Raw genomic sequence first — 18,568 nt, forward strand, 5'->3', positions numbered from 1 at the left:
CGGCAATCTGAGTGATAGTAAAGCGGCGATTCCGTTACTAAAAAAGATGAACCATATCATGCCTAACCATTTCACAACGGCTATTTTCGATGCAGGTTATGACTATGAAGCAATTTACCGCCAGATTTCAATACAAGAGATGAAAGCTGTGATTCCATATGTGAAAAGACGTGAGGGCGAAATGATCGGTTTTGATGAACATTTCCGTCCAACCTGTGTGCGTGAACATAGCTACTGTTACGACAGCTTTGATGAAAAGTATCAAACGCTTAAGTTCACACGTCCAAAAGATTGCGCAACCTGTCCATTACGTGATGACTCGCTCTGTCAAAAGGTGTTTAAAATCAAGTGTGAAACCGATATCCGCAAATACACGTTTCCAGCACGTGGCTCCGAGCTATGGAAGAAACTTTACAAGGAACGCACAGCTGTCGAACGAGTAAATGCTTATTTAAAGCAATTTTTTCAGTTAAACAACGTCCGTCACAAAACCGGTAGAAAAGCTAAACTGCACTTCAACCTTGTGACGTTTATTTATAATGCCTGCAAATTAGCAGTCGATCGGATGAATGTACGTTTACAGCTACAAAACAACGCAGCTTAAATTTTAAAAAACAAAAATCAGACACAGGAGCAGTCTAAGCTCTTGAAAAAATCGATTTATGAAATTGATTCATTTATAACTTTTTTTCTATCTGTATTCAAAAAATTATCACTACTTTTCATATATAGATGATGATATAACCATCTCTTTATTACTTTAGTATAGGAGTGGAAAATCATTCTATTTTCATTCACTTAATATTCGAATAACGAAATAGCTAGTAAAAAGGAACCTTGTGAAAATTATTTTTTCATAGGCGATAGAGCACGAAAAAAGCTATATTTTATACTAAAAACATAAACACTGTAGATATAGTTTAAAATAACTAGATATTTGTTAACCTTGAATAAACCCTAGTGGCAGAAGGGATACGGAAGTTTTGTCCCGGTTGAATAGAGGAAAAAATAGGGCGTATAGACTATTAAAAAGTGACAAAAGACAATAGACACTAGGTATCATCTTAATTACAATTGTATTATTGGATAAAATAACAAGTACATAAATTGAAATAAAATGAGGTGAACAGGTTTGAATTTATTTGGAGGAACGATTAGTAGCCTGGAACACGGACTTTCCTACGCCACTTTGAATCATAAAGCGATCGCAAATAATATTGCGAATGTCGATACACCTAATTATAAAGCGAAAAATGTTAGTTTTAAAGATATGTTGGAAAAAGAAAAAAGTATAGCGATTTCAGCATATCGCACTGATAATAGACATTATGATTTCACCATTCAGCAAGCAATTCCTGGTGTTCGTAATATTGACAATCTACGCTATCGAAATAATGGAAATGCAGTCGATATGGATGCTGAACAGGCAAAATTAGCAGAAAATCAAATTTACTACAATGCTTTAATTGATCGTGTGAATGGAAAATTAAACACGTTAAATACTGTAATTAAAGGAGGTAAGTAATAAATGTCTATCTTTCACGGAATGAATACTACTGCCTCAGCATTAACAGCGCAACGATTACGCATGGATGTTATTTCTTCTAATATGGCAAACGTAGACACAACACGTGCTCGTCAAGTAAATGGGGAATGGGAGCCATATCGACGTAAATCTGTTACATTAACTGCACAAGAAGGACAATTTTCAAAATTTTTAAATGTAGCACTTGGTAGAAATACTAAAAGCGCTGTTGGGAATGGCGTTAAAATTACGCGGATAGCAGAAGATCAAGAAACACCGTTCAAGCTTGTTTATGACCCAACGCATCCAGATGCAAACGCTGACGGTTATGTTAATATGCCAAATGTAGACCCATTAAAAGAAATGGTAGATTTAATGTCAGCAACTCGTTCCTATGAGGCAAATGTAACGGTATTTAACGCAAATAAATCAATGCTTACAAAGGCTTTAGAGATTGGGAAATAAATAAAGATAAGGGGAGATACATAATGCCAATTTCATCCGTTTCACTAATGACACCTACTCAAGTTGTAAATCAAGCAAATAAGCTTAATACGACACCTTATGAAGCACAACAAAGCTTCGCGAACTCATTAAAAGAAGCAATAGCTAAAGTGAATGATCAACAAATTACATCTGACACATTTACGCAAAAGCTTATCAAAGGTGAAAATGTAGAGTTGCATGAAGTGATGATTGCATCACAAAAGGCTAGCATTACATTAAACGCAACAATAGAAGTTCGCAATAAGGTGATTGAAGCTTACCAAGAAATAATGCGAATGAGTGTTTAACTTTATTGAGAATGTGAGAAAATTCACTGTCGATATAGCTTAACAACCACCGATTTGGTGGGCTCGTTGTTTTCGCAAATTATTGATTGCTAGGTTATTCACTATAACCGGAGGATTCATAATGAATGAAAGATTGACGAAAATAAAAAATGACACCAGTCAATTTTGGAAAAGTCGAAGTAAAAAGCAAAAAATAGTTATGATTGGCTCCGTAGTAAGTGTGCTTGTACTTGCAGCAGTTATAACATTTTTTGCTTCTAAAACTACATATGTACCACTTTACAAAGATTTATCAACAAGAGAAATCGGACAAGTAAAGGAAGCGTTGGATGCCCAAGGTGTGAAATATGAAATTGCTCCAGGTGGAACGGCTATTTTAGTGCCTGAGGAACAGGCTGATTCCTTATTGGTGCAATTAGCTTCAGAGGGATATCCACAAACAGGTACAATTGATTACTCATTTGCTAATAGTTCAGGATTTGGGATGACAGATAATGAGTTTAATCTACTGAAAAAGGCAGCGACTGAAACTGAAATTGCGAAACTTTTTAAAAGTTTGGAAGGCATAAAAGATGCAAGTGTCCAAATTACTGTACCTGAAGAAGGAATTTTTCTAACAGATGTTCAGGATGAGCCAACTGCATCAATTATATTAAACACAGACCCAGGCTATAAATTTACAGAGCAACAAATTAGAACAATGTATAATTTAGCTTCTAAGAGTATTCCAAAATTAAAAACTGAGAATATCGTGATCTCCAATCAATATTCAGAGTTCTTTGATTTGAATGAAGTAGCAATGGACGGGATTTCTACAGCGACAGCTGAGGGTCAGTTGCAAATGAAAAAATTAGTAGAACGTGATTTACAACGTCAAATACAAAAGATGCTTGGTACATTGATGGGGCAAGATAAAGTAATGGTTTCTGTCACAACAGATGTTGATTTCAAAAAAGAAACGCGTATTGAAAACACTGTAACACCTGTTGATGAAGAAAACATGGAAGGTATCGCCATTAGTGCACAGCGTATTACGGAGCAATATACTGGTGCAGGTGCGGCTGCTGCGGGAGAACCCGAAGCTGAAGCGCCTACGGATAATTTCACTACCTACAACGAAGGTGCGATGGGTGATGGTGATTATGAGCGTACCGAGGAAACCATTAATAATGAGGTTAACCGTATCAACAGAGATATTCAAGAAGCGCCTTATAAAATTCAAGATATTGGCATTCAAGTAATTGTTGAGCCACCAACAGCAGAAGATGCTGCTTCATTACCTGATGGTGTTCGTGAAGATATTGAGAGAATTTTAGGCACGGTTGTTCGTACAACAATTTCTAAAGATGTAGTAGATGAGCTAACACAAGAGCAAATTGATGAAAAAGTAGCTGTATCTGTACAACCTTTATATGGTAAAGTAACAGATGTTGCAGAGGAAACACCTGTTATTCCGTGGTGGGTTTGGGTAATTGGTGGTATTTTATTAGCTGTTATTTTACTATTAGCATTCTTTATTATCCGCTCTCGTAAACGTGCGAAAGCAGAAGAAGAGCAAAGCATCTTGGAAGAACAAGAAGAATTAATCATTGATGATATTAATGAAGAAATTGAAACAGAAGCTACAATGCGTCGTAAGCAACTTGAAAAAATGGCAAAAGAAAAGCCAGACGATTTTGCGAAGTTACTGCGTAGTTGGATTGCTGAGGATTAACGAGGAGGTTCGGCTGTGTCCAAGAAAGATAAGGAATTAACAGGGAAACAAAAAGCTGCTCTCTTGTTAATTTCATTAGGTCCTGAAGTTTCGGCTTCTGTCTATAAACATTTATCAGAGGAAGAAATTGAACGTTTAACATTAGAAATTTCTAGTGTTAAAAAGGTAGAGTCAAACGTAAAAGAGGAAATTATAGAAGAATTTCATAATATCGCCATTGCGCAGGATTATATTACACAAGGTGGTATTGGCTACGCGAAAACAGTGTTAGAGAAAGCGCTTGGTGTCGAGCAAGCACAAACGATTATTAATCGTCTAACATCCTCGTTACAAGTACGACCGTTTGATTTTGCACGCAGAGCTGATCCAGCGCAAATTTTTAACTTTATACAAAATGAGCATCCACAAACGATTGCCCTGATTCTTTCTTATTTAGAGGCAGGGCAAGCAGGCGTTATTTTATCGTCATTACCACAAGAGGTGCAGGCTGATATTGCCAAACGTATCGCTATGATGGAATCAACGTCACCAGAGGTAATTAGTGAAATTGAATCGGTGTTAGAACGTAAATTATCATCTACAGTGACACAGGATTACACGGAAACAGGTGGTATTGATGCAGTCGTTGAAGTACTGAATGGTGTAGATCGACAAACAGAAAAAACCATTCTCGATGCACTGGAAATCCAAGATCCAGAGCTTGCAGAAGAAATTAAGAAACGTATGTTTGTATTCGAGGATATTGTTACACTTGACAATCGCTCGATTCAGCGTGTTATTCGTGATTGTGAAAATGAAGACTTATTGCTTTCAATGAAAGTATCAAGTGATGAAGTAAAAGATATTATTTTCCGCAATATGTCCCAGCGTATGGCTGAAACATTTAAAGAGGAAATGGAAATTATGGGTCCTGTACGTTTGCGTGATGTAGAAGAGGCACAATCTCGAATTGTGGGTGTTATTCGTCGTTTAGAGGATGCTGGTGAAATTATTATTGCACGTGGTGGAGGAGATGACGTCATTGTCTAGGATCATCCGTTCAATTTATACACAGTCCAGTAACGATAGTGTAAAAAAGATTGAAATTCGTGATATGTTTGAAACGATAACTGGAGAAGAAGAGGAAAACACCCCTCAGCCTCAGATAACGATGGCAGAAATACTAGCAGAGCGTGACCAATTGCTGGCAGAAGCGAGAGCTACTTTGCAAGCAGAGCATGAGCTGTTTGAGCAAGAAAAGCATAGGTTTTTACAGGAAATTGAGCATTTGAAGCAAAGTTGGGAAGAGGAAAGACCTAATCGGGTGCAGGAGGCTTATGATGAAGGCTTTGGGCAAGGCTATGAAGATGGCATAAACAAAGCCAATGAAGCGATGGCACAATCTCTTCAAACGGCGAATGAAGTTATTATTCAAGCGCAAGAAAATGCACAAAAATATATAGAGGATCAGGAAGCAGTTATTTTAGAGCTAGGTTTAACGGCGGCAGAGCGTATTATGGCTACTTCTTTAGCGCATAATCAGGAACTATTTGTTTCAATTGTGCGTAGAGGATTAAAGGAAGCACGGGAAATGAAAGAAATTAAAATCTATGTTTCACCTGCTTACCATGCTTTAATCACTGCCAATCGGGATGAATTAGCAGAAATGTTTCCAGTTGATGTCCCATTGATGATATTTGTGAATGAAGATTTTGACAATGATACAGATTGCTATATCGAAACGAATCATGGACGTATTGTTGTAAGTATTGATGAGCAATTAAATGAACTGCGTTTAAAGCTACATGAAATATTAGAAAGTAAGGAATGATGGAGATGAAAACGGCTCAGTTAATCGAACATATTCCTCATGTACCAACGTTTAAAAAGTTTGGTAGAGTAACGAGAGTTGTCGGCTTAATGATTGAGTCGCAAGGTCCAGATAGTTCCATTGGCGATGTTTGTAAAATTCATGTAGAAACAGTAAACAATGGGCATCAAATTATTTTAGCAGAGGTTGTTGGCTTTAAAGATGAAATTGTTGTATTAATGCCCTTTACCTCCCTACGTGAAATATCAATTGGCTGTCTTGTTGAAGGAACAGGAGCTCCTCTCGAAATCAAAGTAGGCCCTGAGTTAGTTGGAAAAGTCTTAGACTCCATGGGCAATCCAATTGATGGTACATTGTTACCAAAAGGATTAACAACCGTTCCTACTGAGCAAGATCCACCAAATCCACTTACTCGTCCACCGATTAATGAAAGACTTGAGGTAGGCGTGAAAGCGATTGATGGTATGTTAACGGTTGGGAATGGACAGCGTGTAGGTATTTTTGCTGGTTCAGGGGTTGGGAAAAGTACATTGCTAGGTATGATTGCTAGAAATACACGAGCAGATTTGAATGTCATTGCACTTATAGGAGAGCGTGGCCGTGAGGTGCGAGAGTTTATCGAACGTGATTTAGGTGCTGAAGGTTTAAGTCGATCTGTTGTTGTTGCTGCAACCTCTGACCAACCAGCCTTAATGCGGATAAAAGGCGCATTTACAGCAACTGCGATAGCCGAGTATTTTAGAAATCGTGGTTTAAATGTCATGCTTATGATGGACTCAGTAACAAGGGTTGCGATGGCACAGCGTGAAATTGGTCTTGCTACGGGTGAGCCGCCAGCACAAAAAGGTTATACACCATCCGTATTTGCGATTTTGCCGAAGTTGCTTGAGCGTACAGGAACGAATGAAAAAGGCTCCATAACGGCATTTTACACGGTTTTAGTAGATGGTGATGATATGAATGAACCAATTGCTGATACAGTGCGAGGCATTCTGGATGGTCATATTGTGCTAGATCGCAACCTTGCCAACAAAGGGCAGTATCCAGCGATTAATGTTTTAAAGAGTGTGAGTCGTTTGATGAATCATGTGGCAGAGCCAGCGCATAAAAAAGCTGCTGAACGATTAAGAGAGCTTTATTACACATATGATAAATCTGAGGATCTAATCAATATCGGTGCCTATAAACGAGGAACATCACAAGAAATTGATGAGGCGATTCATTATGAACCGATTATTACGGCATATCTTAAACAGGGCTATTTAGATAAAGTGACGTTAGAAGAAAGCGTAGCTGAGTTAATAACAATATCGAACGGTGGTGCTAAATAGATGGTTAATTATATGTATCGTTTTGAAAAAGTGTTAACCATTCGTGAGCAAGAAAAAAATGAAACCGAAATGGCTTATAAAGAATCTGTCCGTTCCTTCGAAGAGATTGCCGAAAAACTATATGAATTGCTAAAAAAGAAAGAAAATTTAATGATTTTTCAACAGGAGCGCTTAACTGTAGGCTCATCAATAGATGAAATTCACCACTATAGCCGTTTTATTGATAGTCTTGAAAAAACAATTATAGATGTACAGCAGAAAGTGATACAGGCTCGTGCAAAGATGAATTGGCACGAAGAAAAACTATTAGAAAAAAACTTGGAAGTACGTAAATTTGAAAAAATGAAAGAAAAGGATTTTAAGCTATTTCAGCAAGAACAGGATCGGATCGAAAGCCTTTTTTTAGATGAAATTTCATTGCAAACGTATAACAAGAGAGAAATCAGGTGATTTCATGGCAAAAAAAGATAATCGGTTGACAGCAGAACTAGTGGAAGAGCAACCGAAGAGAAAAAAAGGTGGCTTTCTAAAGCTTTTCACATGGATTGTACTACCGATTATGTTTGTTGTAGCAGTTTTGCTTGTTGTGGCAACATTAATGAATACGAATGTTTTTGATTTAGGGAAAAAGGCAATAGATTATTTACCTTTTACACCATCAGCAGAGCAGCAGGCGAAAGATGCTGTTGTTAATAACGACTCTAAAATGGTTAATTTAAAGGCAGAAATACAAGAAAAAGAAGCAGAAATGACGCAGCTTCAAAAAAAGCTTGATACAGCTACAGCAGAAAATGAGCAGTTACTAATAGAAAAGGAACAGCTTCAACTTGAAGTTGAAAAATTAATGCAAGAGCAGGATGAGGTTAAGCGTGATTTTAATGAAATTTTAACAACATTTGATAAAATGACACCTAAAAAAGCAGCAGCTATCCTTACCAATATGAGTGATACGGAGACATTGCGAATTTTAACCAATTTAAAGCCTGATAAGTTAGCGGCTATTTTAGAAAAAATGGAAGCTGTTGATGCAGCGAAATATGCACAATTAATGGCGCAGACGCAACCCCAAGCTCAGGCTCAACAATAAAAATAAATATTGAAAGGAGGTGAAAAAGAATGGATATCGCAATGATACAAACGATGACAAAGACAGCTCCTACGAAAGCAACAGGTGGTTTAGAGAGCAAAACAACTGGGATGGCAAATAAAGATGCATTATCAAAATTTGGTGCTGTATTTGGTCAGGTGATTTCAGCTTCAAGTCAACCTAATCAACCTTCACAAGCAACAGCAACAAGTGATATTACTGATTTACAGGCAGTATTAAATGCAGAGTCTGTGGAGGAATTGCTCGATGTACTAGGTATTCCGCATGATGATGGCTTATTGATGCTACAAGTTGGCGAAGATGGTCAGGTTATTGCAATGGATGAAATGCTTACGCTAGAAAACATCCTAAAGGTATTAGACATTGATGAAGAACAACTGCAAAAATTAGTACAGCAATTTTTGGGTGAAGATAAAGTTGCTAGTGATGTGTGGGAGCTACTAGCTTTAGTGGATGGTCAGGCGCCAATACTACAAGCGCAAATTAGCACATTGCTACAAGGTGAAGGTCAGCTAACAGTAAAAGAAGCAACACCATTACTTGAAGTATTAAAGTTTGCACAATTAGTAGGACAAAAAACAGATCTAACAGCTCCACAAGAAAATGTTTTAGCCAATATTAAAAATCTATTAACAACCGTGCAGACGCAGGTGGAAACGTTGCACAATGCTCAGCAACTAACAACAAAGACAACTGTTGCATTACCATTACAAGGTTTCCAACAAGGTTTCCAACAAGTTGTGCAGCAAGTCCAAGTGACGAAGCAAAGCGAGACAACGACAAATGAAATGGTGACACCACAAACAGTGCAAACAAAGGCAGACACATTCCAAGTTACACTTCCCGCTGCTAAACCTGCTCAGTCAGAGGCTTTATTAAAAGAAATGCAAGCAATTATCAATAAAGCGCAAATTTCCAATGCACAAGGAATCACACGTTTAACATTAAAATTATATCCTGAAAATTTAGGAACAATTCGTATTGAGCTTGTTCAAAATGATGGTGTTCTAACGGCGCGTTTATTAGCTTCTACAGCGCATGGACGTGAGTTACTAGATAGTCAAGTCCATCAGTTAAAACAAGCATTTGTCCAGCAGAATATTCAGGTAGATCGACTTGATATTGCACAATCTTTACAAGATGCAGATCGTCAGCAACGTGACCAAAATTTCTTTAATAATTTCTTTAAACAACAGCAAGAGGAGCAAGCACAAGATCAACAAGATGACGAAGACGAGGACAGCAAGTCCTTTAGTGACTATTTAATAAATGAGGAGGTGTGAGTATGGCAAACGAAGCAGTAAGTGGACCAGTAACGAATGATTTATACTATTCAAACTATAAACCACCAACAAAACAAACAGGGAATAGCGAGCTTGGCAAAGATGCCTTCCTTAAGCTATTAATTACCCAATTACAACATCAGGACCCAACAAATCCAATGGATGACCGAGAATTTATTTCTCAAATGGCACAATTTTCTTCTTTAGAGCAAATGCAAAATATGACAAAGGCAATGGAGTCATTGTTAGCATCACAGCAACAAACGCAAATGATGAGCTATACAAACTTTATTGGCAAGGAAATTAAATGGCATGAAATGAAAGTAGGCGAAAATGAGGATGATGAGCCTGTAATCACTGAAGGTACAGGTGTAATTGAGTCACTAAAATTTGTAGATGGCAGTGTAGTTTTCCTATTGACAGATGGAAAAGAAATCACACCTGGTAATATTTCAGGGATTTTAGGTAGCTCTGGAGCAACTTCAGGTGGTAATAATACTATACCAGAATCGCCCCTTGTACAGGCTAGTAAACTAATTGGTAAACATGTAACTTATATGGAAGATGAACAGGAGCTACAAGGTCGTGTTGTTTCTGTTTCCAATAAAGATGGGGTTATTTATTATTTATTAGATAATGATAAAAAATTAACAGATAAAGATTTTACCGTGATTAGCGAATAAAGGTGGGGAATGGTGATGGATAAGTTTTCAATTCATCGTGTGCCCTTGCATCCATCTATTCGCACAACACAGCCTAATAATAAGCCAATTCAAACGCAGAAGACCTTTCTAGCGCATTTAGAGGAAGCAACCAAGCAAGAGTTGAAGGTCAGTAAACATGCGCATGAACGTATTATTCAACGTAATATTACTATTTCGGAGCAAGAATGGCAGGCTGTATCAGATAAGGTATTTGAAGCACACTCAAAAGGTGTCAAACAACCGTTAGTCTTGATGGATCAAGCTGCTTTAATTGTCAGCGCTAAAAATGCGACTGTCATTACAGCAATGGATCGCACGGAAGCAAAACAGCAGTTATTTACCAATATTGATGGCACGATTGTGCTTTAAGGGCTGGACCTTCTTAAGTAAGGAAGCCTTGGTGTTGCTGATTGAGAGAAGCACACACAGCTAGGAAATGAAGGGAGAACAACAAATTATGATACGTGCTATGTATTCAGGTATTTCAGGTCTTAAAAATTTTCAAACGAAACTAGATGTTATTGGGAATAATATCGCAAATGTTAATACAGTGGGCTTTAAAAAGGGTCGCGTAAACTTTAAAGATTTAATGTCTCAAACGCAAGCAGGTGCATCTGCTCCAACGGCTACACGAGGAGGGGTGAACCCAAAACAAGTTGGTTTAGGGTCTCAATTAGCGGCGATTGATACTATCCATGGGGGTGGCTCTACACAAACTACAGGGCGCATCTTGGATTTAGCAATTGATGGGGACGGCTTCTTTATGGTAGGTGATGCTAACGGTGCTCCAGACCCTGATAGCGGCTTTATTGATGATGAAGGCTTCAATAATATTTTGTTTACTCGAAATGGTATTTTTTATATGGATCCGAATGGCTATTTAGTCAATGGTGATGGTAAATATTTGGTTGGTGTAACGGCTGGTGACGACATTGTCATGGAAGCTACTGATGCTGGTATTGATCCCGATGCTGCACCAAATGTTTCCGGAGGTGCTGGAGAAAACCTATTTGATGATGATGGGGAATTAGACCCTGCTGCTGGAGATGTAGGACCAATTCGTATTCCAACAAATGCGAAAGAAATTAACATAGGATCAAATGGTGTCATTGAGTATGTAGATATGAATGGTGAACGAAAGTGGGCAGGACAGCTTATTATGGCTAAATTCCCGAATGCTGGTGGTCTTTCTAAGACTGGTGGGAATTACTACCAACAATCAGCGAGTTCTGGTGTTGCTTATGGGCAAGTTGCCACTGTAGCAGGGATGGGGCAAGTAGTTCCTGGGGCTGTAGAAATGTCAAATGTTGACTTGTCAGAAGAGTTTACAGAGATGATTGTGGCACAGCGTGGTTTCCAAGCCAATACACGTATCATCACAACTTCTGATGAAATTTTACAAGAGCTAGTAAACTTAAAACGTTAAGAATCATTAATTTTTAAATAATAATGGACGTTTCAACTAACATAATTTCATATGAGGGAGGGTCGGGCCGGCTCTCAAGCTAGACCCGGCCCTAATTCAATGATTGAACTAACACGTCTAAATGGCAAAGCATTTTCGTTAAATGCTTTATACATAGAAATAGTCGAATCTTTTCCAGATACGACAATTACACTAACAACTGGGACAAAAATAATTGTTTTAGAGAGTGAAGATGAGGTGCGACAAAAGGTAACAGCCTTTTATCGAAATATCCAAGTACTATCAAACCCGCATCTACGAGGTGAAGAAGATGAAGAATAATAAAATGTTAACGATGATTATTATTGTGCTAGTAGCAGTTATATTAATCGGAGTTGTTGTATTTGTCTTGTTAACACAGTTTAATAAACCGACAGGCGTTGTGGAGCCTTCGATTGATGAAATTGTAGAAGCGACGATCGAGGTTCCTGAAATCACGACCAATCTTGCAGATAATCGGGTTGTGCGCATGTCATTAAAAATTCAAACGACAAATAAAGATGCTGCTGATGAATTAACAAAACGCATTTTCCAAGTGCAAAACATTGCAATTCAAGAGCTTTCCGAAATGGAGAAAAAGGATCTTGAAGGCAAACAAGGGAAACAAATTTTCCAAAGTTCATTAAAAACGAGAATAAATGAATTGATGCAAGAGGGAGAAGTTCAGGAAGTATATTTTACCTCCTTCATCACTCAATAAAACAGAAACTGCTTGAAATGGAGGTGGGCAAATGGCAGGAGAGGTGTTATCTCAATCTGAGATAGATGCGCTGCTTTCCGCAATATCAACTGGGGAAATGTCAGCAGATGACATAAAAAAGGAAGATGAGATACGCAAAGTTAAAGTATATGACTTTAAACGAGCACTTCGCTTCTCAAAAGATCAAATCCGAAGTTTGACCCGAATACATGAAAATTTTGCACGACTATTAACAACCTTCTTCTCTGCACAGCTTAGAAGCTATGTGCAAATAACAGTTGCATCAGTAGACCAAATACCATTTGAGGAGTTTGTCCGTTCCATTCCAAATATGACACTCATAAATGTATTTGAAGTGCCGCCATTAGATGGTAACATATTGATGGAAATCAATCCGAACATTGCTTACTCAATGTTAGATCGTTTAATGGGGGGGAGTGGGGCGAGTCATAGTAATGTGGATAATTTAACTGAAATTGAAACAAAAATCATGACAAACCTTTTCGAACGCTCATTCGACAATTTACGTGAGGCATGGGAAAATGTAGCGGAAATTGATCCGATATTAGTGGAGCTTGAAGTAAATCCGCAATTTTTACAAATGATATCACCAAATGAAACGGTTGTTGTTATTTCATTGAATACGATAATAGGAGAAACAAGTGGGATGATTAATATTTGTATTCCACATGTTGTATTGGAGCCAATTGTTCCTAATCTCTCTGTTCGCTATTGGATGCAAACCAATACAAAAGAAATGTCTCCAGAGCAAACAAAAATGCTTGAAAAGCGTGTAAAACAAGCACAATTACCACTTTCCGTTGAATTAGGTGTGACTGATATCACCATTGAAGACTTTTTAACAATGCAAGTCGGGGATGTTATACAATTAGAGCAAAAAATTGATAGCCCACTTATCCTTAAAGTTGGGACATTGCCAAAATTTACAGTTCAACCAGGAAAGCAAGGTAAAAAATTAGCAATCCAGATTATCGACCCTTTGAAAGGAGGAGACGAAGATGAGTGATGAAATGCTCTCCCAAGAAGAAATTGAAGCATTATTAAGGGGCGAGACGTTGGAAGATAAAAACAGCGACACTGGAGCTTCTGCAAATGATGAGATAAGGGTTGAGGATTACCTTGACTCATTTGCACAAGATGCACTAGGTGAGGTAGGGAACATTTCCTTTGGTAGCTCTGCCACAGCTCTTTCGGCGTTACTAGGTCAAAAAGTGGATATTACTACCCCAAGTATTTCCATGATTAATCGCAATAAATTAGAAGAGGAGTTTCCTCATCCATATGTAGCCGTGCAAGTAGAGTATACAATTGGTTTAACAGGTATGAATTTACTTGTTATCAAGCAATCAGATGCAGCTATTATTGCTGATTTAATGTTGGGGGGCGATGGATTAAATCCAAAGCCTGATTTAGGTGAAATTCAATTAAGTGCTGTTCAAGAGGCTATGAATCAAATGATGGGTTCAGCGGCCACATCAATGTCGACAGTATTTAATAAAAAAGTGGATATTTCTCCACCAACAATTGATTTGATGAATATTTCTAAAGATGAAGGTCGAGAAAATATTCCAGAAGACGATTTACTAGTAAAAGTATCATTTAGATTAAGAATTGGCAATTTAATTGATTCAAATCTTATGCAATTATTGCCACTTAAATTTAGTCAAAACATTGTAAAATCATTGTTAGGAGAGACAAATGTAGAGGCTCCTGTAGCTGCAACAAGTGCACCTGAAATACCAGTTACGCCACCGCCTGTACAACAACAAGCACCTGAACCACCACCACCTGCGCCGCCAGTTAGTCAGCAGCAGGCAGCCCCAATGCAACAACCGGTTTATCAGGAGCCACAGCAGTTTGCGCAACCACAGCGACCAGCCCAGCCTGTGAATGTACAACAAGCACAGTTTGCTAGCTTTGATACGAATGTAATCTCGCAATCTGAAGCTAGAAATTTAAATATGCTACTTGATATTCCATTGCAAGTTACTGTAGAGTTAGGACGTACGAAACGTTCTGTAAAAGAGATTTTAGAACTATCAAGTGGCTCGATTATTGAACTAGATAAATTAGCGGGGGAACCTGTCGATATTTTAGTCAATAGTCGTTTAATTGCTAAAGGGGAAGTTGTTGTTATTGATGAAAACTTTGGTGTACGTATTACAGATGTTTTAAGTCAAGCAGAGCGTTTAAATAATTTAAGATAGTTTTAATTGGAGGAGTTAACCATGTCTAAAAGAATTTTGATTGTAGATGACGCTGCATTTATGCGCATGATGATCAAGGATATTTTATCAAAAAATGGATTCGAAGTTGTTGGAGAGGCAGCTGATGGTTTACAGGCTGTTGAAAAGTACAATGAATTAAAGCCAGATTTAGTAACAATGGATATTACAATGCCCGAGATGGATGGTATTGCTGCTCTTAAAGCTATTAAAGGGTCTGATCCAAGTGCTACCGTTATTATGTGTTCAGCAATGGGGCAACAGGCGATGGTGATTGATGCCATTCAAGCTGGGGCAAAAGATTTTATCGTCAAACCTTTCCAGGCAGATCGTGTAATTGAAGCGATTCAAAAAGCTTTAGGATGATTGCATGCAAATGTTAAAATCATTTCGTTTAACGATGATTTTTGCATTTCTTGTAGCTTTTCTGTTTTTGTACCCAACTACAACTTCTGTCTATGCAGCCCCTGATAAACATAGTGTCACAGATTGCATAAATAATCCAGAAGCTTGTAATGAAGATACTACTAGTCCAGCTGCTACACAGGAATCAGATGTATCAGCAGCTGGAGATATATCTGCATGGGAATACATAAAAATGGTTTTAGCGCTTATTTTTGTTGTTATGCTATTTTATGGGTTAATGAAGTTTTTAAATAAACGAAATTTAAGCTTCCAACGTAATCAAATGGTACAAAATTTAGGCGGTTTATCGTTAGGGGCGCAAAAGTCAGTTCAGCTTTTACAGGTCGGTAAAACATTGTATTTAGTAGGTGTTGGTGAAGACGTTCAGCTATTGCGTGAAATTACTGATCCAGAAGAAATAGAAGCCCTGTTAGCGCTATATAACGAAAAGCAAGAACTTGCAGCAACATCACCTTATATTGCAGAATTATTAGCTAAGTTTACAAAAAAAAATAAAAAGAGCATACAAAATGAGCAACAACAAGACTCATTTGGTCAACTATTTGAAAAAAAGATATCTGAAATTAAACAGGAGCGCAGTGAAGAGATCGAGCGATGGAAGCAAAAGGAGAAGGATGATAAATGAATGATTTAATCAATATTTTTTCCAGTAGCGATCCAACAAACGTCTCCACATCTGTTAAACTCTTACTACTCTTAACGGTGTTATCACTAGCACCCAGTATATTAATTTTAATGACATCCTTTGCGCGGATTGTCATAGTACTATCCTTTGTGCGTACAGCATTGGCCACACAGCAAATGCCGCCTAATCAGGTGATTATTGGTTTAGCATTATTTTTAACGTTCTTTATTATGGCACCAACCTTTCAAGAGGTTAATAACGAGGCATTACAGCCGTTATTTGCGGAGGAAATCGGGCTGGAAGAAGCCTATGATCGCGCGAGTGTGCCATTTAAAGAGTTTATGAGTAAGCATACAAGACAAAAAGATCTTGAGTTATTTTTATCGTATAATCAAGCAGAAAGACCAGCATCTGTGGAAGAAATTCCGCTGACAATGCTGGTGCCTGCATTTGCGCTAAGCGAAATTAAAACCGCATTTCAAATTGGGTTTATGATTTTTATACCATTTTTAGTGATCGATATGATTGTTGCGAGTACATTAATGTCAATGGGGATGATGATGCTACCGCCAGTTATGATTTCACTACCATTCAAGATTCTATTATTTGTACTTGTGGATGGATGGTATCTTGTGATGAAATCATTACTACAAAGTTTTTAGGGGATGATACAGTATGACAGGTGAATTGGTTATTTCCGTTGCAGAGCGTGCCATTATGATTATCCTTCTAACAAGCGGTCCGCTACTTTTAGTTGCTTTAATTAGTGGTTTGGCGGTAAGTATCTTTCAAGCAACAACTTCGATTCAAGAGCAAACGTTAGCATTCGTACCAAAAATTGTTGCTGTCTTAGTGGCTATTGTATTTTTTGGCCCATGGATGTTATCTCAAGTTACAAGTTATGCGAGAGACATTTTTGAGAACCTAACGCGTTATATAGGGTGAGTTTATGGATGAATTAATTCCGCATTTAACGGTTTTCTTATTAGTGCTTGTGCGTGTCTCCGCATTTTTTGTGACGGTTCCTTTTTTTTCGTATAGGACGATTCCAGCACAGGTTAAAATTACACTCGCACTGGTTTTGGCTTGGATGATGTACTATACGTTAGATGTTGAGCCATTTGTATTTAATGATGAGTACATATTACTAGTGATGAAAGAAGCGCTTGTGGGACTATTACTTGGTCTTGTTGGCTATATCATCATGTCTGCCATTCAGATTGCGGGAAGCTTTATCGACTTTCAAATGGGTTTTGCCATTGCCAATATTATTGATCCGCAAACAGGAGCTCAAAGCCCCTTAATTGGTCAATTTTTTTATATGCTTGCATTTCTTTTACTGTTAACCATTGATGGGCATCATATGATTCTCAATGGCATTTATTATAGCTACCAACTTTTACCCATGGATCAATTTCCGCAATTTGCAAAGGAAAGCTATATACAGTTTATTATCACAACATTTACAGCTGTTTTCGCTATCGCTTTCCAAATGGCTGCTCCTGTTGTCGCAACATTGTTTTTAGTTGATTTGGCTTTGGGAATTACTGCAAAAACAGTACCACAGTTAAATATTTTTGTGGTTGGTTTTCCGATTAAAATTGGTGTTAGTTTTTTAGTGATGTTTACAATGATAGCTGTTATGATACAAGTCATTCAAAAGCTAATTACTATTATGATTTATGGTATGCGTGATTTAATGGCTGTTTTAGGTGGTGGATAGTATGAAGCTACTACTCAATTTAGATATCCAGTTTTTTGCGGGGGAAAAAACCGAAAAGGCAACGCCAAAAAAGCGTCAGGATGCTCGAAAAAAAGGGCAAGTTGTTAAAAGTCAGGATATTACGAGTGCCATTGTGATGCTGATGGTGTTTATCTTTTTATTTTTCTTTGCAGGCTCTTTGCGTGATGATCTATTAGCTTTTTTTAGGCAAACCTTTATTCATAACATACGCATTGAAACACTAACAATTGATAGTGTGATGCGTTTATTTTCAGAAACATTGGTACAAATGGCTTTTATTGTTGTTCCAATCATGGCGATAGCTGTTGTTGGAGCACTTGCAGGTAACTTTATGCAATTTGGCTTTCTCTTTACACTGGAGCCAATGAAATTCGATTTAAAAAAAATGGACCCTATTAAAGGGCTAAAAAAAATTTTTTCAGTTAAGGCCATTGTTGAGCTGTTAAAATCAGTATTAAAAATTGGCTTTATCGGTGGTGTCACAACCATTATTGTTTGGACAAACTTGCCAGAGGTTTTAGCACTTTCTTTTAAAAGCCCATGGATGACATTAATGACGGTAGGTAAGCTTGTGGGCATTATGGGGATAGCAGCTTCTTTAGTGTTACTATGTGTCTCCATTTTAGACTGGATGTACCAAAAACATGAATATGAAAAAAATCTTAAAATGTCTAAGCAAGATATTAAAGATGAATATAAAAATAGTGAGGGTGACCCACTGATTAAATCGAAAATTAAGCAACGTCAACGTGAAATGGCAATGCGTCGAATGATGTCAGAGGTGCCAAATGCAGATGTTGTTATTACCAACCCTACTCACTATGCGATTGCTCTTAAATACGATGAGGATAGTATGGATGCTCCTCGTGTTGTTGCAAAGGGTACTGACTTTATTGCTCAAAAAATTAAACTGATTGCAAAAGAGCATGACGTTATTATGGTTGAAAATAGACCATTAGCACGTGCCATGTACGATCAGGTAGAAATCGGCGATCAAGTACCAGAAGAATTTTTTAAAGCAGTAGCAGAGGTACTCGCTTATGTTTATCGCATGAAGCGAAAAATTTAAAGCTTTTTAAGTAGGAGGGACACA

Annotated in this window: 24 protein-coding genes; all 24 read left to right on the plus strand. The window is 37.7% G+C overall.

What is annotated here, in order from left to right:
* The coding region (locus ADM90_RS04860; protein ID WP_152927999.1) for a transposase at positions 1 to 604 on the plus strand (604 nt) is incomplete at its 5' end.
* Positions 605 to 1,132: 528 nt separating this feature from the next.
* Positions 1,133 to 1,525 carry a flagellar basal body rod protein FlgB gene (flgB, locus tag ADM90_RS04865; protein WP_053993918.1) on the plus strand — a complete coding sequence of 131 codons (393 nt, stop codon included), beginning with the start codon at positions 1,133 to 1,135 and terminating at the stop codon, positions 1,523 to 1,525.
* 3 nt (positions 1,526 to 1,528) lie between these two features.
* Positions 1,529 to 1,990, plus strand: a complete 462-nt coding sequence (gene flgC, locus ADM90_RS04870) for a flagellar basal body rod protein FlgC (protein WP_053993919.1) — start codon at positions 1,529 to 1,531, stop codon at positions 1,988 to 1,990.
* A gap of 23 nt (positions 1,991 to 2,013) precedes the next feature.
* Entirely contained in the window at positions 2,014 to 2,319 is a 306-nt protein-coding gene (gene fliE / locus ADM90_RS04875; RefSeq protein ID WP_053993920.1) for a flagellar hook-basal body complex protein FliE, read from the plus strand.
* 121 nt (positions 2,320 to 2,440) lie between these two features.
* A complete protein-coding gene (gene fliF / locus ADM90_RS04880; RefSeq protein WP_053993921.1) occupies positions 2,441 to 4,033 on the plus strand; it encodes a flagellar basal-body MS-ring/collar protein FliF in 1,593 nt (530 codons plus the stop codon).
* Positions 4,034 to 4,048: 15 nt separating this feature from the next.
* Complete coding sequence (fliG, locus tag ADM90_RS04885) at positions 4,049 to 5,062, plus strand: flagellar motor switch protein FliG (protein ID WP_053993922.1); 1,014 nt, start codon at positions 4,049 to 4,051, stop codon at positions 5,060 to 5,062.
* Positions 5,055 to 5,843, plus strand: a complete 789-nt coding sequence (fliH, locus tag ADM90_RS04890; RefSeq protein WP_053993923.1) for a flagellar assembly protein FliH — start codon at positions 5,055 to 5,057, stop codon at positions 5,841 to 5,843. The genes fliG and fliH overlap by 8 nt, the downstream gene beginning before the upstream one ends.
* Positions 5,844 to 5,848: 5 nt before the next feature.
* Complete coding sequence (fliI, locus tag ADM90_RS04895) at positions 5,849 to 7,174, plus strand: flagellar protein export ATPase FliI (protein ID WP_053994892.1); 1,326 nt, start codon at positions 5,849 to 5,851, stop codon at positions 7,172 to 7,174.
* Positions 7,175 to 7,624 (plus strand): flagellar export protein FliJ, encoded by a 450-nt coding sequence (fliJ, locus tag ADM90_RS04900; RefSeq protein ID WP_053993924.1) that lies wholly within the window; start codon positions 7,175 to 7,177, stop codon positions 7,622 to 7,624.
* Between the two features lie 4 nt (positions 7,625 to 7,628).
* Positions 7,629 to 8,261: a MotE family protein gene (locus ADM90_RS04905; RefSeq protein ID WP_053993925.1), complete on the plus strand. Its 633-nt coding sequence runs from the start codon at positions 7,629 to 7,631 to the stop codon at positions 8,259 to 8,261.
* 29 nt (positions 8,262 to 8,290) lie between these two features.
* Positions 8,291 to 9,565: a flagellar hook-length control protein FliK gene (locus tag ADM90_RS04910; protein WP_053993926.1), complete on the plus strand. Its 1,275-nt coding sequence runs from the start codon at positions 8,291 to 8,293 to the stop codon at positions 9,563 to 9,565.
* A gap of 2 nt (positions 9,566 to 9,567) precedes the next feature.
* The gene (flgD, locus tag ADM90_RS04915) at positions 9,568 to 10,248 is read left to right on the plus strand and encodes a flagellar hook assembly protein FlgD (RefSeq protein ID WP_053993927.1); all 681 of its coding nucleotides are present in this window, start codon (positions 9,568 to 9,570) and stop codon (positions 10,246 to 10,248) included.
* A gap of 15 nt (positions 10,249 to 10,263) precedes the next feature.
* On the plus strand, positions 10,264 to 10,638 hold the full coding sequence (locus ADM90_RS04920; protein WP_053993928.1) for a TIGR02530 family flagellar biosynthesis protein: 375 nt from the start codon (positions 10,264 to 10,266) through the stop codon (positions 10,636 to 10,638).
* A gap of 88 nt (positions 10,639 to 10,726) precedes the next feature.
* On the plus strand, positions 10,727 to 11,695 hold the full coding sequence (gene flgG, locus ADM90_RS04925; protein ID WP_053993929.1) for a flagellar basal body rod protein FlgG: 969 nt from the start codon (positions 10,727 to 10,729) through the stop codon (positions 11,693 to 11,695).
* A gap of 99 nt (positions 11,696 to 11,794) precedes the next feature.
* On the plus strand, positions 11,795 to 12,016 hold the full coding sequence (locus ADM90_RS04930) for a flagellar FlbD family protein (RefSeq protein ID WP_053994893.1): 222 nt from the start codon (positions 11,795 to 11,797) through the stop codon (positions 12,014 to 12,016).
* The gene (gene fliL, locus ADM90_RS04935) at positions 12,006 to 12,434 is read left to right on the plus strand and encodes a flagellar basal body-associated protein FliL (protein ID WP_053993930.1); all 429 of its coding nucleotides are present in this window, start codon (positions 12,006 to 12,008) and stop codon (positions 12,432 to 12,434) included. Before ADM90_RS04930 ends, fliL begins: the two co-directional genes overlap by 11 nt.
* A 31-nt stretch (positions 12,435 to 12,465) precedes the next feature.
* Complete coding sequence (gene fliM, locus ADM90_RS04940) at positions 12,466 to 13,461, plus strand: flagellar motor switch protein FliM (RefSeq protein WP_053993931.1); 996 nt, start codon at positions 12,466 to 12,468, stop codon at positions 13,459 to 13,461.
* Positions 13,454 to 14,662, plus strand: coding sequence for a flagellar motor switch phosphatase FliY (fliY, locus tag ADM90_RS04945; RefSeq protein WP_053993932.1), 1,209 nt, complete (start codon positions 13,454 to 13,456; stop codon positions 14,660 to 14,662). The genes fliM and fliY overlap by 8 nt, the downstream gene beginning before the upstream one ends.
* Before the next feature lie 21 nt (positions 14,663 to 14,683).
* On the plus strand, positions 14,684 to 15,046 hold the full coding sequence (locus ADM90_RS04950) for a response regulator (RefSeq protein ID WP_008180756.1): 363 nt from the start codon (positions 14,684 to 14,686) through the stop codon (positions 15,044 to 15,046).
* A gap of 10 nt (positions 15,047 to 15,056) precedes the next feature.
* Positions 15,057 to 15,731: a flagellar biosynthetic protein FliO gene (locus ADM90_RS04955; protein ID WP_235473320.1), complete on the plus strand. Its 675-nt coding sequence runs from the start codon at positions 15,057 to 15,059 to the stop codon at positions 15,729 to 15,731.
* On the plus strand, positions 15,728 to 16,393 hold the full coding sequence (fliP, locus tag ADM90_RS04960; protein ID WP_053993934.1) for a flagellar type III secretion system pore protein FliP: 666 nt from the start codon (positions 15,728 to 15,730) through the stop codon (positions 16,391 to 16,393). Before ADM90_RS04955 ends, fliP begins: the two co-directional genes overlap by 4 nt.
* Before the next feature lie 13 nt (positions 16,394 to 16,406).
* Positions 16,407 to 16,676 carry a flagellar biosynthesis protein FliQ gene (gene fliQ, locus ADM90_RS04965; RefSeq protein WP_053993935.1) on the plus strand — a complete coding sequence of 90 codons (270 nt, stop codon included), beginning with the start codon at positions 16,407 to 16,409 and terminating at the stop codon, positions 16,674 to 16,676.
* A gap of 4 nt (positions 16,677 to 16,680) precedes the next feature.
* Positions 16,681 to 17,454 carry a flagellar biosynthetic protein FliR gene (gene fliR, locus ADM90_RS04970; RefSeq protein WP_053993936.1) on the plus strand — a complete coding sequence of 258 codons (774 nt, stop codon included), beginning with the start codon at positions 16,681 to 16,683 and terminating at the stop codon, positions 17,452 to 17,454.
* A 1-nt stretch (position 17,455) separates the two neighbouring features.
* Entirely contained in the window at positions 17,456 to 18,544 is a 1,089-nt protein-coding gene (flhB, locus tag ADM90_RS04975; protein ID WP_053993937.1) for a flagellar biosynthesis protein FlhB, read from the plus strand.
* The last annotated feature ends 24 nt before the right edge of the window (positions 18,545 to 18,568 follow it).

This window comes from Lysinibacillus macroides (assembly GCF_001281525.1).
In the GTDB taxonomy this organism is placed as follows: domain Bacteria; phylum Bacillota; class Bacilli; order Bacillales_A; family Planococcaceae; genus Lysinibacillus; species Lysinibacillus macroides.

Excerpts from the sequence above, each read along its gene's own strand:
- flgC (WP_053993919.1), top strand. The coding sequence starts at position 1,529 with ATGTCTATCTTTCACGGAATGAATACTACTGCCTCAGCATTAACAGCG.
- fliE (WP_053993920.1), top strand. The coding sequence starts at position 2,014 with ATGCCAATTTCATCCGTTTCACTAATGACACCTACTCAAGTTGTAAAT.
- fliF (WP_053993921.1), top strand. The coding sequence starts at position 2,441 with ATGAATGAAAGATTGACGAAAATAAAAAATGACACCAGTCAATTTTGG.
- fliI (WP_053994892.1), top strand. The coding sequence starts at position 5,849 with ATGAAAACGGCTCAGTTAATCGAACATATTCCTCATGTACCAACGTTT.
- fliJ (WP_053993924.1), top strand. The coding sequence starts at position 7,175 with ATGGTTAATTATATGTATCGTTTTGAAAAAGTGTTAACCATTCGTGAG.
- ADM90_RS04905 (WP_053993925.1), top strand. The coding sequence starts at position 7,629 with ATGGCAAAAAAAGATAATCGGTTGACAGCAGAACTAGTGGAAGAGCAA.
- ADM90_RS04910 (WP_053993926.1), top strand. The coding sequence starts at position 8,291 with ATGGATATCGCAATGATACAAACGATGACAAAGACAGCTCCTACGAAA.
- flgD (WP_053993927.1), top strand. The coding sequence starts at position 9,568 with ATGGCAAACGAAGCAGTAAGTGGACCAGTAACGAATGATTTATACTAT.
- ADM90_RS04920 (WP_053993928.1), top strand. The coding sequence starts at position 10,264 with ATGGATAAGTTTTCAATTCATCGTGTGCCCTTGCATCCATCTATTCGC.
- flgG (WP_053993929.1), top strand. The coding sequence starts at position 10,727 with ATGATACGTGCTATGTATTCAGGTATTTCAGGTCTTAAAAATTTTCAA.
- ADM90_RS04930 (WP_053994893.1), top strand. The coding sequence starts at position 11,795 with ATGATTGAACTAACACGTCTAAATGGCAAAGCATTTTCGTTAAATGCT.
- fliL (WP_053993930.1), top strand. The coding sequence starts at position 12,006 with ATGAAGAATAATAAAATGTTAACGATGATTATTATTGTGCTAGTAGCA.
- fliM (WP_053993931.1), top strand. The coding sequence starts at position 12,466 with ATGGCAGGAGAGGTGTTATCTCAATCTGAGATAGATGCGCTGCTTTCC.
- fliY (WP_053993932.1), top strand. The coding sequence starts at position 13,454 with ATGAGTGATGAAATGCTCTCCCAAGAAGAAATTGAAGCATTATTAAGG.
- ADM90_RS04950 (WP_008180756.1), top strand. The coding sequence starts at position 14,684 with ATGTCTAAAAGAATTTTGATTGTAGATGACGCTGCATTTATGCGCATG.
- ADM90_RS04955 (WP_235473320.1), top strand. The coding sequence starts at position 15,057 with ATGTTAAAATCATTTCGTTTAACGATGATTTTTGCATTTCTTGTAGCT.
- fliP (WP_053993934.1), top strand. The coding sequence starts at position 15,728 with ATGAATGATTTAATCAATATTTTTTCCAGTAGCGATCCAACAAACGTC.
- fliQ (WP_053993935.1), top strand. The coding sequence starts at position 16,407 with ATGACAGGTGAATTGGTTATTTCCGTTGCAGAGCGTGCCATTATGATT.
- fliR (WP_053993936.1), top strand. The coding sequence starts at position 16,681 with ATGGATGAATTAATTCCGCATTTAACGGTTTTCTTATTAGTGCTTGTG.
- flhB (WP_053993937.1), top strand. The coding sequence starts at position 17,456 with ATGAAGCTACTACTCAATTTAGATATCCAGTTTTTTGCGGGGGAAAAA.